Here is a 14813-nt window from a genome sequence, read left to right on the forward strand (position 1 = left end):
ACGGGTTTTGTCGGCGGGGCGTGACATGGTCGTTCCATGACTTCGACTCCGCTCGACGGCTCTTCCCTGGACGGCAAGGTGGCCCTGGTCGCCGGGGCCACCCGCGGCGCGGGCCGCGGCATCGCGACCGAGCTGGGCGCGGCCGGGGCGACGGTCTACGTGACCGGCCGCTCCACCCGCGCGGCCCGCTCGGAGTACAACCGCCCCGAGACCATCGAGGAGACCGCCGACCTGGTCACCCGGGCCGGCGGCACCGGCATCGCGGTGCCCATGGACCACCTCGACCCGGCCCAGACGCGCGCCCTGGTCGAGCGCATCGACCGCGAGCAGGGCCGGCTCGACGTGCTGGTCAACGACGTGTGGGGCGGCGAGCACCTCGCGCAGTGGGACACGCCGCTGTGGGAGCACGACCTCGACGCCGGGCTGCGCCTGCTGCGGCTGGCCATCGACACGCACATCATCACCAGCCACTTCGCGCTGCCGCTGCTCATCCGCCGTCCCGGCGGGCTCGTCGTGGAGGTGACCGACGGGACCAAGAGCTACAACGACGCCAACTACCGCGTCTCCTTCTTCTACGACCAGGCCAAGAGCGCCGTCATCCGGCTCGCCTACGCCCAGGCGCACGAGCTGCGCGAGCACGGCGCGACCGCGGTGGCGCTGACGCCGGGGTGGCTGCGGTCGGAGATGATGCTCGACGTCTACGGCGTGCGGGAGGACAACTGGCTCGACGCCGCCAAGGTGCAGCCGCACTTCGTCATCTCCGAGACGCCCCGCTACGTCGGCCGGGCGGTCGCCGCCCTGGCCGCCGACCCGCAGGTCGCCCGGTGGAACGGCCAGTCCCTGTCCAGCGGGCAGCTCGCGCGGGAGTACGGCTTCACCGACCTCGACGGCTCGCAGCCCGACGCGTGGCGGTACCTGGTCGAGGTGCAGGATCCCGGCAAGCCCGCCGACGCCACCGGCTACCGCTGATCCCCGCCGCGGGATCAGGGGCTCCGGGGTCAGAGCTCGCCGAAGGCGGCCAGCGTGGCGGCGGTGACCGCGACGCCCACCACCAGCCCGGCGAGCACCTGGGCGGTGGTGTGGTGGCCGAGCCGGACCCTGGCCCAGCAGACCAGCGCGAGCAGCACGGCCCCGGCGGCCAGGGTGGGCGGCGGCGGCAGCACCTGGGCGAAGACCACGACGGTGCCGCCGGAGACCGCGGCGTGGAAGGAGATCTTCCAGCGCAGCGTCACCGGCACCGTCACCGCCAGCGCGCCCAGCATGGCCGCCACCGTCGCCACGAGCAGCGTGGGCGCCCCCAGCACGATCAGCAGCACCAGCGCGGCCAGCACGGCTCCGGCGGCGGCCAGGAGCGGCTTGGTGCGGCCCGCCCGGTCCACCAGGTGCCGGGAGTCGAGCCGCCCGGCCCGCACGCCCATGGCGATCACCGCGGCCGGCACGCCGCCGCACAGCGCCGAGGCCAGCAGCCCCCAGGCCGCGCCCGTCCAGCCCTGGGCCAGCAGCCCGGCCAGGGGCGGCATGGCGATCACCAGCACCTGTGGGGCGAACAGCTCGGTCACCCAGCGCGCCAGCCGGTCGGGCCCCGTGGCCGCCGGCGGCTCCCCCGTCACGTCCCGCCTCACGGCGGTCAGCGTAGTGGGCTTGGCCGGGCGGACAGGACGAGGGCCGGGGTTCGGTGCGCCGCCACGAGGGGCGAGGCGAGGGACAGGTGTTATAAAAGGAGCGTGCCGCAGATCCCCCTGTTGCAGGCATTCGCCGAGGTCGGTTTCCAGGTCGCCGGTCGCGGTGGCGCGCACGCCGCGATGGACGCGCTGACGAAGATCGTGCCGCACCGGGCGTTCGAGCTGGTGGCCTACGACCCCGCCTCGGGCCGGCACCGCAGCCTGGTCGGCCGCGGCTTCCCCGGCGTGGACACCGAGGAGTACGTCAACCTGGAGGGCTACCGCCGGGCGCGGGCCAGCGGGCTGCCGATCGAGATGCCCGGCCGCTTCCGCGGCGCCTGGGCGGCGGCGATGACCGCCCCGCTGGTGCTCAAGGAGGGCCGCTACACCGGCCTGCTGCACCTGGCGGCCAGTGCCCCGTTCGGCGAGGAGGCGGCGGGCCTGGTGGCGGCGCTGGCGCCGACGCTGGCGCACCTGACCGACCTGAGCCGGCCGAAGGTGGACCCGATCGGGGTGCCCGACGGCTACCGCGCGACCGCCTTCGACCGGGCCGGGACCCGGCGCGAGGTGCCGGGCTGCGAGCCGGTGGCGGCCGGGCGGGAGCTGGGCGTGCTGGCCAGGGAGTTCATCGACTCGCGCGAGCTGAGCCGCTCGGGGTTGTGGCAGGACGCCGAGGGCGGCTGGCACCAGGTGCGGATGGTGCGGGCGGCGGTGGGGGTGAACGGCACGATCCAGGGGGCGGTGCTGACCGAGCGGCCGTGCGGCCTGCCGTACGAGCTGACCGGGCGGGAGGTGGAGGTGCTGACCCGGGTCGCGGCCGGCGACTCCAACCCCCAGATCGCCGCGGCGCTGGTGCTGAGCGTGCGCACCGTGACGACGCACCTGGAGCACATCTTCGCCAAGCTGGGCTGCGACAGCCGGACCCGGCTGACCACCAAGGCGCTGGCCGAGGGATTGTGCCGGCTCTAGCGGGTCCACTGCGCGGGCACGGTGACCTGCACGAGCTCGAACCAGACGGTGTTGCAGCCGCCGGCGCGGGAGAAGCCCCAGCTGTGGCTGAGCGCCTCCATGATCGGCAGGCCACGGCCGCTGGTCCCGTGCGCGTTGGTACGGCAGGCGCACGGCGGCTCGTCGGAGCCGTCGTCCTCGACGCAGACGCGGATGCGGTCGGCGGTGGCCCGCACGGCGAGGGTGAAGCCGCCCCCGTCGCCGGAGTGCGAGTGCAGGACCGCGTTGGTGACCAGCTCGCTGGTCAGCAGGACGCAGTCGTCGTGCAGCGGGTGCTCGCGGCCGAGCGCGCTGGTCACGAGATTCCTGGCCCGGGACACCTGCGATGGGCGTCCCGGAAGCCTGACGACCAGATCTTGGCTCTCCATCTCGGACGTTGTCACCACGACCTCCCCGATCCCCCGGCTTGCGACGGCGTTGTGAGACGCGGGGCCGGGGGCGTGCGGAGTATCGCGAAAAGGTAGGAATGCCGTTGCCGGTGGAACCGGCGGCGGCCGGGCCGCGTCCCGCAGGACGCCCCGGTCACCTCCGGCCCTCCGGTCCCTGTCATGTCCGGTGCCAGCGCGCCTCCGCGAAGCAGTACGCCGCGAAGAGCATCAGGCCGATGGCCACCAGAACCAGCAGGATCTGCCCGGCGGGCGCGTCGGCGAGCGCCTTGAGCGCGCCGTCGATGCCGACCGCCTCCTTGGCGTCGTAGGTGACCGCGGCCTTGCCGATCAGGATGCCGGCGGAGATGGCGACGACGCCCCGGGCGACGTAGCCGGCCTGGCCGAGGCGGCGCACGACCGGCCCGCCGCCGGTCATGTCCCGCATGAACTTGGCGGTCCAGCCTTCGTGGATCCAGTAGACGCCCAGGGCGATGACCCCGAGCCCGATGAGGCCCACCAGGATGCGGCCGAGGGGGTCGGCCATCTCCAGGAGCGCGGCGGTGGCGTCCTGCGACTGCTTGTCGGTGGAGGCGGCGGGTTTGTTCTTCAGGAGCAGGCCCAGCAGGGAGAACACCAGCAGGGCGTAGAAGGCGGCCCGCAAGGCGGACTCGGCACGGTCACGCGTCTTGCCGTGGCTGAACAACGCCTCGCCGGCCTGCCACAACGCCAGGGCGATCAGCCCGACGGTCATCACCCACAGCAGTAACTGGCCGAACGGCTGCGCGGCCACCAGGTGGATGGCACCGCTCTTGTCGGCTTCCTTGCCACCGGCGCCGAAGGCGACTTGCAGCGCCAGCAGGCCGATCAGGGCATAGAGCACGCCGCGGGCGGCGAAGCCGACCCGGGCGGCCTTGGCCAGCCACGGATTGTCGGCCGCGCGCCGGGCGGCGCCGGTCACGTTTTCGGTATGCATGAGCTTCCCTCTGCCACCACAGGCAGCCTCCTAACGGAGTAAGGCCGGCGACCAAGTACCCTCTGATCGGGATGGAGTCCGACACCGAGGAGACCAGAGTCGTGGGCAAGCTGGAAGCGGTCTGGGTGCGGCCCCACGACGGGCCGGGGATCGCGGTCGTCACGGGCGTCTTCGACATCCTGCACGTGGGCCACGCGCGGTTCCTGGCGGCGGTGGCCGAGCGCGGGCTTCCGCTGGTCGTGGGGGTGGAGGACGACGCGCGGGTACGCGCGTGGAAGGGCCCCAACCGGCCGGTGAACCCCGCCGCCGAGCGCGCCGAGCTGCTGGCCGCGCTGCGCTGCGTGTCGGGCGTGTTCATCGTCGCCGGCCCGCCGGAGGCGCACGGGCCGGAGGACTACATCGACCTGTTCGCGCCGATGCGCCCGGCCGCGCTGGCGCACACCGCGGGCGATCCGCACGTCGGCGGCCGGGCCGCGGCCGCCGCGCTGCTGGGCGCGGAGTGCTGGGAGATGGAGATGATCCCGGGACGTTCCACCACCCGGATCGTCAACGCTGGGCTAGGATGACCTTCATGCAGCGCGCCAACGTCACGACGACGCCGGACACCGTCCCGGCGCGCTGACTGCTGACATCATCACAGGCCCCGGGGCGAGCGCCCCGGGGCCTGTCTCGTCGTGGTGCTCGCCTCGTGCGACGACGAGGAGAATCCGATGCACGACCACCGCAGGCTCGGCCGCGAGCTCGACCTGTTCGACACCGATCCGCTGGTCGGCTCCGGCCTGCCGTACCTGCTGCCCGCCGGGGCGGCGGTGCGCGGCGCGGTCGAGGACTACGTGCGGGAGCTGGAGCGGCGCCACGGCTACCAGCACGTCAACTCGCCCGTGCTGGCCAAACGCGAGCTGTACGAGCGCTCCGGGCACTGGGCCCACTACCACGAGGACATGTTCCCGCCGATGCGGGTGGGCGGCGAGGAGTTCGTGCTGCGGCCGAGCCTGTGCCCGCACCACGCGCTGATCTACCGTGCCCGTCCGCGCAGCCATCGTGACCTGCCGCTGCGGCTGGCCGAGCTGGGCGGGATGTACCGCTGCGAGCTGTCGGGGGTGCTGGGCGGGCTGACCCGGGTGCGGGCGATCCAGCTCAACGACGGGCACGTGTTCTGCGCGCCGGAGCAGGCCGCGGCCGAGGTGGGCGCGGCGCTCGACCTGATCGCGCGGGCGCACGAGCAGCTCGGCATCCGGGCGGTGCGCCACCGGCTGTCGTTGCGCGGCGAGGGCGGCAAGTACGTCGACGACCCGGAGCTGTGGGAGCGCTCGGAGCGGATCCTGCGCGAGGTGCTGCTGGAGCGCGGCGTGCCCTTCGACGAGCAGCGCGGCGAGAGCGCCTTCTACGGCCCGAAGATCGACGTCCAGATCGCCGACGCCGCCGAGCGGGAGACCACCCTGTCGACCGTCCAGGTGGACCTGTACATGCCGGGCCGTTTCGAGCTGGGCTACGTCGCGGCCGACCAGAGCCGCCGGCGGCCGGTCATGGTGCACCGCACCCTGGTGGGCAGCATGGAGCGGCTGCTGTCGCACCTGATCGAGGTGCACGGCGGCGCGTTCCCGGCCTGGCTCGCGCCGGTGCAGGCGGTCGTGCTGCCGGTGACCGAATCCGAGGTTCCGGCCGCCGAGAACCGGCTGCGCGAGTGCGTCGCGGCGGGGCTGCGGGCCGAGCTGGTGGCACCCGACCGGGGCAGTCTCGGCGCGCGGATCAGGGAGCACCGGCTGGTGCCGTACCAGCTCGTCGTGGGCGCGCGGGAGGCCGCCGAAGGAGGCGCGGCGGTGCGGGCGCGCGGCGGCGAGCAACTCGGCGCGGTGCCGATCGACCGGCTTGCCCGGCTATGCCGTCCGCATGTCGACTGAGAGACCGAATCGAGATACGCGGCTCTTCCATACCCGCCTCGACAACTCGTAAAGTCCCCCCAGCAAATGGCTTGGGAGCTTGGGGGCAGCGTGACCGAGGTCAGCGACCGCAACGCGGAGATCGTGGCGGCGCACGAACAGGAACGGCCGGCGCGAGAGCTGGGGGGCCGCTTACGCCTGGGCGTGTGGGTGGTGGGCGGCCTGCTGTCGGCCTACTCGCTCACCACCGCGTTCTGGCCGGTGGAGACGCTGCAGCACCGGATGACCTTCCTGGCGGTCACCTTGCCGCTGGTGTTCCTGTGCTACCGCTCGGGCTTTCGCCCGCGCCGCCGGCCGGCCGCCGTGGAGACGCCGCCCAGCCCGGCGACCGAGGACGCCTCGGGCACCGAGCCGCTGGACGGCGTGGCCCGCGCGGTGGCCCATCCGGACGGCACGGTACGGCGCGGCGAGCGGCCCACGCTCGGCGACTGGCTGCTCGCCCTGGTGACGCTGGTCGTCTGCGTCTATCCGCTGCTGGACATGGACGGCTTCCGCGAGCGCGGGTCCGGCTCGGCGATGACCGACCTCGACATCGTCATGGGCCTGGCGCTGACCCTGCTGCTCCTGGAGGCGGTGCGCCGCACGGTCGGCTGGGCGCTGGTGGTGATCTGCGGGCTGTTCCTGGTCTACGCCTTCTTCGGCCACCGGCTGCCGGTCGGCTGGTCCATCGGGCACGGCGGCTTCGACCTGGAGCAGATCATCTCCCAGCTCTACACCGGCACCGAGGGCTTCTTCGGCGTGCCGATGCAGGTGGCGGCCAGCTACATCATCCTGTTCACCATCTACGGCGCGGTGCTCGACTACTCCGGCGCCTCGAAGTTCTTCATCGACCTGAGCTTCGCCGCCTTCCGCAAGTCGCGGGCCGCTCCCGGCCGGACGGTGACCACCGCGGGCTTCCTGCTCGGCACCGTCTCCGGCTCCGGTGTGGCCACCACGGTCAGCCTGGGCAGCGTCGCCTGGCCGGTGCTCAAGCGGGCGGGCTACCCGAAGGAGCCGGCGGGCGGCGTCCTGGCCGCGGCCGGCATCGGCGCGATCCTGTCGCCGCCCACGCTGGGCGCGGCGGCGTTCATCATCGCCGAGTACCTCGGGGTCGACTACCTGACCGTGCTGCTGTACGCGACGATCCCCACGATCCTGTACTACCTGGGCATCTTCCTGGCGATCGAGATCGACTCGCGGCGCTTCGGCACGCATGCCGTACCGGTGGACGCGCCCAAGGCGAGCCGGCTGCTGCTGCGCTTCGGCTACCACTTCAGCTCGCTGATCCTGATCATCGTGCTGATGGCGCTGGACCGCTCGGCCTTCCAGTCGGTGGTCATCGCCACCTTCATCGCCTTCCTGCTGAGCTTCCTCGACCCGCGGCACCGGATGACGCCCAAGCGGATCGGCCAGTCCCTGGCCCGCGGCACGCTGGAGGTGCTGCCGGTCACCGCGGTCTGCGCGGCGGCGGGCATCATCGTCGGCGTCATCACCCAGACCGGCCTCGGGCTCAGCCTCAGCGACATCATCCTCGGCGTGGCCGCCGGGAGCCTGGTGATCACCACGCTGCTGGCCGCGGTCGCCGTCCTGGTGCTGGGCCTGGCGGTGCCGGTGACGGCGAGCTTCATCATCGCCGCCGTCATCATCAAGCCGGTCTTCCTCACCCTGGGCGTCTCCGACGCCGAGGCGCTGATGTTCATCTTCTACTACGCGGTGCTGTCGGAGGTGAGCCCGCCGACCGCGCTGTCGGCCGTGGCCGCGGCCGCGATCACCGGTGGCAACACCTACAAGACGATGATGATGACCTGGCGCTACACGCTCCCGGCCTTCCTGGTGCCGTTCGCCTTCGTGCTCACGCCCAACGGCCAGGCGCTGCTGTTCCAGGGGCCGCTCATCACGGTGCTGACGATGACTCTCGTCTCCGCGCTGGCCGTGGCCGCGCTCGCGATGGTCACCGGCGGCATGGTCGCCTGGCCCGAGCGGATCCTCGCCGCCGTGGCCGCGGTCCTGCTGCTCTTCCTCGACACCATCCCGATCGTCGCGGGCCTGGCCGTGCTGGCTCTCGCGGCAGCAGTTCATCTCATCAGGAGAAGGAGAACCACAGCGTGAAACGGTTAATAGCGGGGGCGGCCGTCACCATCCTGGCCCTGGCCGGATGCAGCGGTCAGGGCAACCGGCTGACCATCGCGACCGGCAGCACCACCGGCGTCTACTACGTCTACGGCGGCGGCCTGGCCACCCAGCTCAAGAACAGCATCCCCAACACCCAGGCCAACGCCTCGGTGACCTCGGCGTCGCTGGAGAACATCAAGCTGCTGGCCGAGGGCAAGGCGCACATCGGCTTCTCGCAGACCGACGCGGCGGCCGACGCGATCAACGGCACCGGCAGCTTCACCGCCAAGCAGCCGGTCAAGGCGATCGCCCGCATCTACGACAACTACACGCAGGTCGTCATCGCCCCGGGGGTGGCGGTCACGAAGCTCGCCGACCTGAAGGGCAAGAAGGTCTCGCTGGGCCCGGCCAACTCCGGCACCCAGGTCGTGGCCCGCCGCATGCTGGAGGCGGTCGGCCTGAGCCCCGACACCGACGTCAGCAAGCAGCAGCTCTCGATCAACGACTCGGTGCAGGCGGTCAAGGACGGCACCATCGACGCCTTCTTCTGGGTCGGCGGCGTGCCGACCGCGGGCGTGGTGGACCTGGCGACCAGCAAGCCGGACATCAAGCTCCTGGACACCAGCGACGTGCTGCAGGGCATGTCGGCCAAGTTCGGGGCGACCTACGTCGGGCTCGACATCGACCTGACCAAGTACAAGCAGACCGGGACCATCAAGACGGTCGGCGTGGCCAACGTGCTGCTCGTGCCGGACAAGATGGACGAGCAGCTCGCCTACGACATCACCAAGACGCTCTTCGAGAAGAAGGCCGAACTGGTGAAGGTGCACCCCGAGGCCGAGAACCTCGACCCCAAGCTCGGCCCGCAGGTCGAGCCGATCCCGCTGCACCCGGGCGCGGCCCGGTACTTCAAGGAGAAGAACGGTTGATCCGGCTTCTCCTGGTGCTGACGCTCGCCGCCGCCGCCCTCGCGGGCAGCGGCGGCGGGCGTCCGTCCGTGTACGGCCTGGCGTTACCGCCCGACGGGCGCTTCGCCCTCACCTACGTGCACTCCGTCTACAAGGCGCCCTCGGCCGACCTGTTCCAGGTGCACGGGCGCCGTTTCACGATGTACGCGGCGGTGTCCACCAGCGGCGGCGTCCTCGACTACTACGCGCTGGAGGGACGGCGCGAGAGCCTGCCGGGCGGGGTGTTCCGGCTCACCCTCGACTCCCCCGCCACCTACGAGTCCCTCGACCTGCTGGCCACCTCGCTGGGCCGCCGCACGTTGCACGCGGGCGGGCGGTGCCTGGCGCTCTACCCGGAGACCGGGGCCGCCGCGGTACGGCTGGCGCCGGGGCGGACGTTCGACGGGCGCGGCGAGCCCTGCCCGGCCTACAGCCGGGTCCTCTTCACGCAGTAGAACCCCCGTGGGGCAAAGACTTCCTGGTGAAGGGATGACTCTGGGCGGAGGCCGCGCCGGGAAAGCCCTTGATCGTGAACAAGCAGTCGCTGGTCGCGCTGGCCCGCACCGAGCTGGAGATGGCCCGTGCCGCCAGCTCCGGGCGCAGCGCACGGACGGTGTACGGCGGGCATGAGCGCCGCCTGCGCCAGACCCTCATCGCCCTCATCAGCCCGGCCCGGCTCGACGAGCACCACGGCCCGGGCGAGGCCACGCTCCAGGTGCTGTCCGGCCGGGTACGGCTGAGCGCCGGGGAGCACTCGTGGGAGGGCATGTCGGGCGACCTGCTGATCGTTCCCGGCGAGCTGCACGTGCTCGACGCGCTGGAGGACGCCGCGGTGCTGCTGACGGTGGTGAAGTGATGACCGAGAACCAGGACGAGGTGGCCGAGGCGGCACGCTCGGTCGAGGCGGCCCCCGGCGGGCCCGCCACGGCGGACGTGGCGGACGAGACCATCGTGGCCGACGCGGCCGCGGCCGCGCCGCCCGAACTGCCGATCCCGCCGGAGCCGGAGCCGCTGGAGGGCGATCCGGAGCGGGACATCCACCGGGAGCTGCTGTGGGACTCGCTGTCCACCAACCGCCTCGACCGCGTGCTCCCCGACGAGCCGGACGACCAGGCAGGTAGTCCCGCCTGACCCGGCGAGGCCGGGCCTGGAATGCGGTGCACCAGGTGGTCGCGGGCTGCTGCCTCAGCGGTCAGGCGAGTGGTCAGGCGAGGAGGGGGCGGCCTTCCCTGCGGAGGCGGGGCCGGCCGAGCGCGGGGCTGCCCGCCGCCTGTAGTGAGCCGGACGTCTCGACGTAGCGCCCCAGTCCCAGCACGACGCTGCGGCCCGGCTCGCCGGCGGCCAGCACGGGCACGCCGAACTCCGCCCGCAGCCGCCGCGCCACCCAGCGCGCCACCGTCCCGCCGCCGGTCAGCACCATGCCGTGAGCGCCCACGTCCACCGTGAGTTCCGGGCTGATCCGGTCGAACACCCGGCGGACCGCGCCCAGCACGGACCGCAGGGGCCGCTCCATCGCCTCGTGCACCTGCCGCGCCGAGACCGGCACGCTCCACCCCCCTTCGCCGCCCTTGCGCCGCCCGACCGCCCGCGCGCACCGCCCGCCGGACGGACCGGCCGCGCCGAGCGCCCTCCGCAGCCGGGCCGCCTCCGCCAGGCTGATCAGCACGCCGTGGCTACGCCGTACCCGGTCGGCGATGGCCCGGTCGAAGTCGGCGACCCCGACCCCGATCGCCTCGACGACCAGCACCTCCCCCAGGGAGATCATCGCCGCCTCGGTGGTGTCGGCGCGCAGGTCCACCACCAGGTGCCCGTACGGCTCGGCCACCGGCAGCCCCGCGCCCAGGGCGGCGGCCAGCGGCTGGTCCAGCAGCCGCACCGAGCGGGCCCCGGCCTCCTGGGCCAGCCGCTTGAGCGTGCCGGCCTGGACCGCGCCCAGGTGGGACGGCGCCGCGAGCACCAGCCGGGGCCGGGCGAAGCCGTGCCCGTGCGCGGTGCGCAGGAGCCCGGCCAGCAGCCGGGTGCCGCCGTCGAAGTCGGTCACGGTGCCGCGGGTGAGGGGCCATTCGGGGGTGTCCGCTTCGAGGGCCGCCGCGCCGGTGGCGATGATCCGGCCGGTTCGCCGGCAGCGGGCCACGGCCGACGGCTCGTCGACGACCACGCCCTGGCCGCGTACGTAGATCTGTGTCCTGGAACTGCCCAGGTCGACGGCGACATCCTTGCCCATGAACGAGAGCGGCGACCAGGCACCCATGTCACATCCTCCACGCCATATGCCGGATTTCCATGCTTTACGGCATAGCCGCCATGAGTCCCTTTCAACACCAATGTCGCGCCTGGGTTGGTCAAAGCAGTGATGTGGCCTTCTTCCGGTGGGTGCCGCGGACAGGGCCGGGCGAATCGGCGATCTCCCTGCGGAGACGGGCGGCCCGCCGTACCCTTCTAAGTCACGATTTGCGTTTGACCTGCTACGAAAAGTGAGGGGTGCCGTGCGGCGCTCGATCCGGGGCAGCAGGGTTCTGGCCCAGCCCTATCGCGACCTGGTCTGGCTCGCCTACCTGGTGCTGCCCGCCGGAGCCGGGGAGGAGCGGCGGCTGGTGCTGGCGCACCGGCTGGCCGCCGCGGCGCTCACCCGGCGGGGGCGGCCGACCGATCCGGTGGAGCTGCGGCGGGTGTTCCTGCGCCGGGTGCTGCCCGGGCGGACGCCCTGGGGACGGCTCGGCGGGCGGGCCGCGCGGTGGCGGGCCTGGTGGTGGCGCGCGGTGCCCGGGGCGGGGCGACTGGCGGCGGTCGAGGCGGTCCCCGCACTGACCGCCGACCCCGGGCGCGCACTGACCGGAAACCCCGGGCCCTCGCTGACCGGCAACCCCGGGTCTGCGCTGACGGGTAACGCGGGGCCCGCGCCGTCCCTTGATGCGGTGGAGTTCACCCGGCGGCTGCAGGCGCTGTCCCCCGCCGGGCGGGCCGCCTACGCGTTGCGCCGGCTGGAGGGGCGGCCCGCCGAGGAGGTGGTGTCCATCCTCGACGGCGCCGGAGCGGACGACCCGGCCGCCGCGCTCGCCGAGGCCGAAGCGCTGGAGGAGGGCAGGCCCGCCTACGACCCGACGCTGGCCCGCCTGTACGGCCGCCCGGCCCGCGTGCCGGTCAAGGCCGCGGCGGGGCTGACGGTGTGCGCGCTGGCCGCGGTGGCGGTCGTGCCGGACCTCACCGCCGAGCGGCCCGGCATCGCCGGAACACCGCAGCAGGCCGGCCCGCGCCTGATCGCCGCCTCGCCCGGCGCGTGGCGGGCCGGGACCGACCTCGACCTGACCACCTGGCCGGCCCGCGGCGGCCTCACCGGCGACCGTGCCCTGACCGGCCGGGCCCTGGCCCGCTGGCCGGGCGGCGACACCGCCCTGCTGTACGCCGGGGAGGTGGCCGGCTCGCGGGTGGTGCTCCTGCGCCGGCCGGGCCAGGTCGCCCGCTACACCGAGCGCGGCGAGCGCCGGGAGCTGGAGGTCTTCCCCGAGCCGCGCACCAAGCCGGACGGCGCCAGCCCGCTGGAGCTGGCCGGCGGACACTACCTGCTGCCGCCGTGGGTGCGCGAGGTCTCCACCGCCCCGCTCACCGGCTCGGCGCCCCGCTGGCGGGCGGTCGCCGTCAGCGACGGGGTCACCGCCGCCGTCCCGCCGGCGCGGAAGGGGGCGTGCTGGCAGGGCCCGGTGGTCCGGCTGCGCGCGCCGGAGATCGCGCACGGCCGGCCGTACACGATGCTGGACTTCGGGGCGCTGACGCTGGCCAACGCCTTCTACCAGCCGCCGCCCCCGGCCGAGATCAACCGGTTCGGGCCGTACGAGCTCGACGAGGCGGCCGGCGGGTTCACGGCGTGGAAGGGGCTCGGCTGCGCGGTCGAGCGGCCCGAGGGGGAGATCCAGTCGGCGATGGCGTGGGAGTTCTGGGCGGGCCGGCTGCCCGAGGGGGTGGCCGGGCGGTGGGTCTGCCTGCGGCTGGCCGACGCCTCCGGCGGCAGCACGGTCCGCGGGGTGCTGCTGGCCGGACGGCGGGCGAGCGTCACGCCGGCGCGGCCGGGCTCGTGGGACTGCAGCCGGTTGCGGCGCGACGTCGTGGCCGGGGTGTGGTGGAAGGCGCCCTCCGGCAAGCGGTACTACGTCGCCGCGGGCAGCCGCCGGGTGACCCGGATCAGCCTCGACGGCCGGTCCGTGGCCGGGCGTGACGCCTCCGGCCGGGAGCTGCCCGAGCGGCCCGAACTGAGCGCGCGCAACGAGCTCGGCGAGCCGGTCACCGTCCTGCGCTGAGCGGCCCGCCCACCGCCCCGGCCCTGGTGAGAGGCGGGCCGGGGTAGGTGAGGACTGCATTAAAGTTGACTGAGAAAGCACGCCTCCACCTGGTCTTCCATCGTGCTGGCATGACACTCTCCGGAGTAGGCCGGGGAAGTGAAGGGACGGGATGAGGACCAGCATGCGGTGGGGTGGGAAGGTCGTGGCGGCGATGGCGCTCGTCGCGGCCACGGTGGCGTGCACGGCGGCCGTGCCGGAGAGCACGACCCGGGCGAAGCCCCCCGAGACCGCGAAAACCGGGGAGAGCGCCAAGAGCGGTCCGCCGCGCGCGGCCGAGCTCCCGCCCGTCGACGCCAACTGGCCGCGCTGGGGGCTCACGCACACCCAGACCAGCGGCAACAACGGCGACGACCGGCTGCTGAGCGGCTCGTCCGCGACGCTCTCGCGAGTGCCGATGCTGCAGAACCAGCACATCATGGGGTTCGGCGTCGGCAACCCGGAGGAGGTGCCCGGCCAGCTCAACTTCGAGGACCTCGACAGCCGGATGCGCCTGATGGACCGCTCCGGCGGCCTGCCGATCATCACGCTGTGCTGCGCGCCCGACTGGATGAAGGGCGGACCGGCCGGCCAGACCTCCTGGCAGAAGGAGCACCTGGAGGCGGCGCCCGAGCGCAAGCACTTCGACGACTTCGCCAAGCTGTCGGCGGCCGTGGCCAAGCGCTACGACCACGTGAAGTACTTCATGGTGTGGAACGAGCTCAAGGGCTTCTGGCCCGACCACTCGCAGCCGCCGGACATCGAGGGCTACACCGAGCTGTACAACAAGGTGTACGACGCGGTGAAGGCCGTGCGTCCCGACGCGCTGATCGGCGGGCCGTACATCGGCTTCCACAGCATTCGCAGCGACGGCGGCAACGCCTCCAGCCTGCGGGGCGACTGGGGCGCGGTGGACCAGCTCGTGCTCGACGCCTTCGACTACTGGAACAAGAACAAGCGCGGGGCCGACTTCATCGTCATCGACGGGGCCTCCGTCACCGACGACCACAAGGTCCAGCCGGACGCCTTCGGCGCGACGGCCAAGTTCGGCGACGTGACGCGCTGGCTACGCGAGAAGACGGGCAACCTGCCGGTCTGGTGGTCGGAGTTCTACTTCATGCCGGAGGACGGCAAGACGAACTGGCCGGAGAACATGCGGGTGGCCGTGCTGGCGACCTCGCTGATGGAGTTCGCCTCCTCCGGCACGGCCACGGCGCTGTACTGGAACCCGCAGACCAAGCAGGGCGACTGCGTCGGCTGCATGTGGAACTCGCAGGACGGCTCGGCCCGGCCCGCGGGCGACGTGGTGAGCAACTTCGTGAAGTGGTTCCCGGCCGGCGCGAAGCTGGAGAAGGTCACCAGCTCCGACGAGCGGGTGCGGGTGCTGGCGCAGCCGGAGCAGATGGTCATGGTGAACACCACCGACGAGAACGTCACCGCCACCGTGGACGGCCAGGAGGTCAGCCTCGCGCCGTACGAGGTGAAGTGGGCCGCCCGCGGCTGAGCGGGCTGAGG

The 14813-nt window shown here is 73.1% G+C and carries 15 protein-coding genes; 11 read left to right on the forward strand and 4 right to left on the reverse strand.

Annotation, left to right across the window (positions count from 1 at the left end; translation table 11 throughout):
• The first annotated feature begins 36 nt into the window (after positions 1-36).
• Positions 37-969 carry an SDR family oxidoreductase gene (locus tag ACIBG7_RS15815; protein ID WP_397336652.1) on the forward strand — a complete coding sequence of 311 codons (933 nt, stop codon included), beginning with the start codon at positions 37-39 and terminating at the stop codon, positions 967-969.
• A 29-nt stretch (positions 970-998) separates the two neighbouring features.
• Here ACIBG7_RS15815 and ACIBG7_RS15820 read toward each other — a convergent pair whose 3' ends face one another.
• Positions 999-1622, reverse strand: a complete 624-nt coding sequence (locus tag ACIBG7_RS15820; RefSeq protein ID WP_397336653.1) for a phosphatase PAP2 family protein — start codon at positions 1620-1622, stop codon at positions 999-1001.
• Between the two features lie 102 nt (positions 1623-1724).
• Here ACIBG7_RS15820 and ACIBG7_RS15825 point away from each other — a divergent pair, with 102 nt between their 5' ends.
• Entirely contained in the window at positions 1725-2630 is a 906-nt protein-coding gene (locus ACIBG7_RS15825; RefSeq protein ID WP_357933163.1) for a helix-turn-helix transcriptional regulator, read from the forward strand.
• Here ACIBG7_RS15825 and ACIBG7_RS15830 read toward each other — a convergent pair.
• Together ACIBG7_RS15830 and ACIBG7_RS15835 are read right to left on the reverse strand one after the other, a co-directional pair.
• Entirely contained in the window at positions 2627-3037 is a 411-nt protein-coding gene (locus ACIBG7_RS15830) for an ATP-binding protein (protein WP_357933299.1), read from the reverse strand. The two genes, ACIBG7_RS15825 and ACIBG7_RS15830, sit on opposite strands and share 4 nt — an antisense overlap.
• A gap of 178 nt (positions 3038-3215) precedes the next feature.
• Positions 3216-4010 carry a DUF1206 domain-containing protein gene (locus ACIBG7_RS15835; RefSeq protein WP_357933166.1) on the reverse strand — a complete coding sequence of 265 codons (795 nt, stop codon included), beginning with the start codon at positions 4008-4010 and terminating at the stop codon, positions 3216-3218.
• A 71-nt stretch (positions 4011-4081) separates the two neighbouring features.
• On the opposite strand from ACIBG7_RS15835, the gene ACIBG7_RS15840 reads away from it, so the two are divergent.
• The 7 genes from ACIBG7_RS15840 (at position 4082) to ACIBG7_RS15870 (ending at position 10119) form a co-directional block, all read left to right on the forward strand.
• Complete coding sequence (locus tag ACIBG7_RS15840; RefSeq protein ID WP_357933169.1) at positions 4082-4576, forward strand: adenylyltransferase/cytidyltransferase family protein; 495 nt, start codon at positions 4082-4084, stop codon at positions 4574-4576.
• A gap of 111 nt (positions 4577-4687) precedes the next feature.
• Complete coding sequence (thrS, locus tag ACIBG7_RS15845) at positions 4688-5911, forward strand: threonine--tRNA ligase (protein ID WP_397336701.1); 1224 nt, start codon at positions 4688-4690, stop codon at positions 5909-5911.
• A 90-nt stretch (positions 5912-6001) separates the two neighbouring features.
• Positions 6002-8038 carry a TRAP transporter fused permease subunit gene (locus ACIBG7_RS15850; RefSeq protein WP_357933172.1) on the forward strand — a complete coding sequence of 679 codons (2037 nt, stop codon included), beginning with the start codon at positions 6002-6004 and terminating at the stop codon, positions 8036-8038.
• Positions 8035-8970 (forward strand): TAXI family TRAP transporter solute-binding subunit, encoded by a 936-nt coding sequence (locus ACIBG7_RS15855; RefSeq protein WP_397336655.1) that lies wholly within the window; start codon positions 8035-8037, stop codon positions 8968-8970. Before ACIBG7_RS15850 ends, ACIBG7_RS15855 begins: the two co-directional genes overlap by 4 nt.
• On the forward strand, positions 8967-9443 hold the full coding sequence (locus ACIBG7_RS15860; protein WP_397336656.1) for a DUF1850 domain-containing protein: 477 nt from the start codon (positions 8967-8969) through the stop codon (positions 9441-9443). Before ACIBG7_RS15855 ends, ACIBG7_RS15860 begins: the two co-directional genes overlap by 4 nt.
• A 74-nt stretch (positions 9444-9517) precedes the next feature.
• A complete protein-coding gene (locus ACIBG7_RS15865) occupies positions 9518-9844 on the forward strand; it encodes a LuxR family transcriptional regulator (RefSeq protein ID WP_357933304.1) in 327 nt (108 codons plus the stop codon).
• A complete protein-coding gene (locus ACIBG7_RS15870) occupies positions 9844-10119 on the forward strand; it encodes a hypothetical protein (protein ID WP_397336657.1) in 276 nt (91 codons plus the stop codon). Before ACIBG7_RS15865 ends, ACIBG7_RS15870 begins: the two co-directional genes overlap by 1 nt.
• A gap of 73 nt (positions 10120-10192) precedes the next feature.
• On the opposite strand, the gene ACIBG7_RS15875 is transcribed toward ACIBG7_RS15870, so the two are convergent.
• Positions 10193-11239 carry a rod shape-determining protein gene (locus ACIBG7_RS15875; protein WP_397336658.1) on the reverse strand — a complete coding sequence of 349 codons (1047 nt, stop codon included), beginning with the start codon at positions 11237-11239 and terminating at the stop codon, positions 10193-10195.
• Between the two features lie 235 nt (positions 11240-11474).
• On the opposite strand from ACIBG7_RS15875, the gene ACIBG7_RS15880 reads away from it, so the two are divergent.
• Both ACIBG7_RS15880 and ACIBG7_RS15885 read left to right on the forward strand, forming a co-directional pair.
• Complete coding sequence (locus tag ACIBG7_RS15880; protein ID WP_397336659.1) at positions 11475-13280, forward strand: hypothetical protein; 1806 nt, start codon at positions 11475-11477, stop codon at positions 13278-13280.
• 151 nt (positions 13281-13431) lie between these two features.
• Positions 13432-14802, forward strand: a complete 1371-nt coding sequence (locus ACIBG7_RS15885) for a xylan 1,4-beta-xylosidase (protein WP_397336660.1) — start codon at positions 13432-13434, stop codon at positions 14800-14802.
• The last annotated feature ends 11 nt before the right edge of the window (positions 14803-14813 follow it).

The organism is Nonomuraea sp. NPDC050328 (assembly GCF_044459405.1).
Lineage (GTDB): Bacteria > Actinomycetota > Actinomycetes > Streptosporangiales > Streptosporangiaceae > Nonomuraea.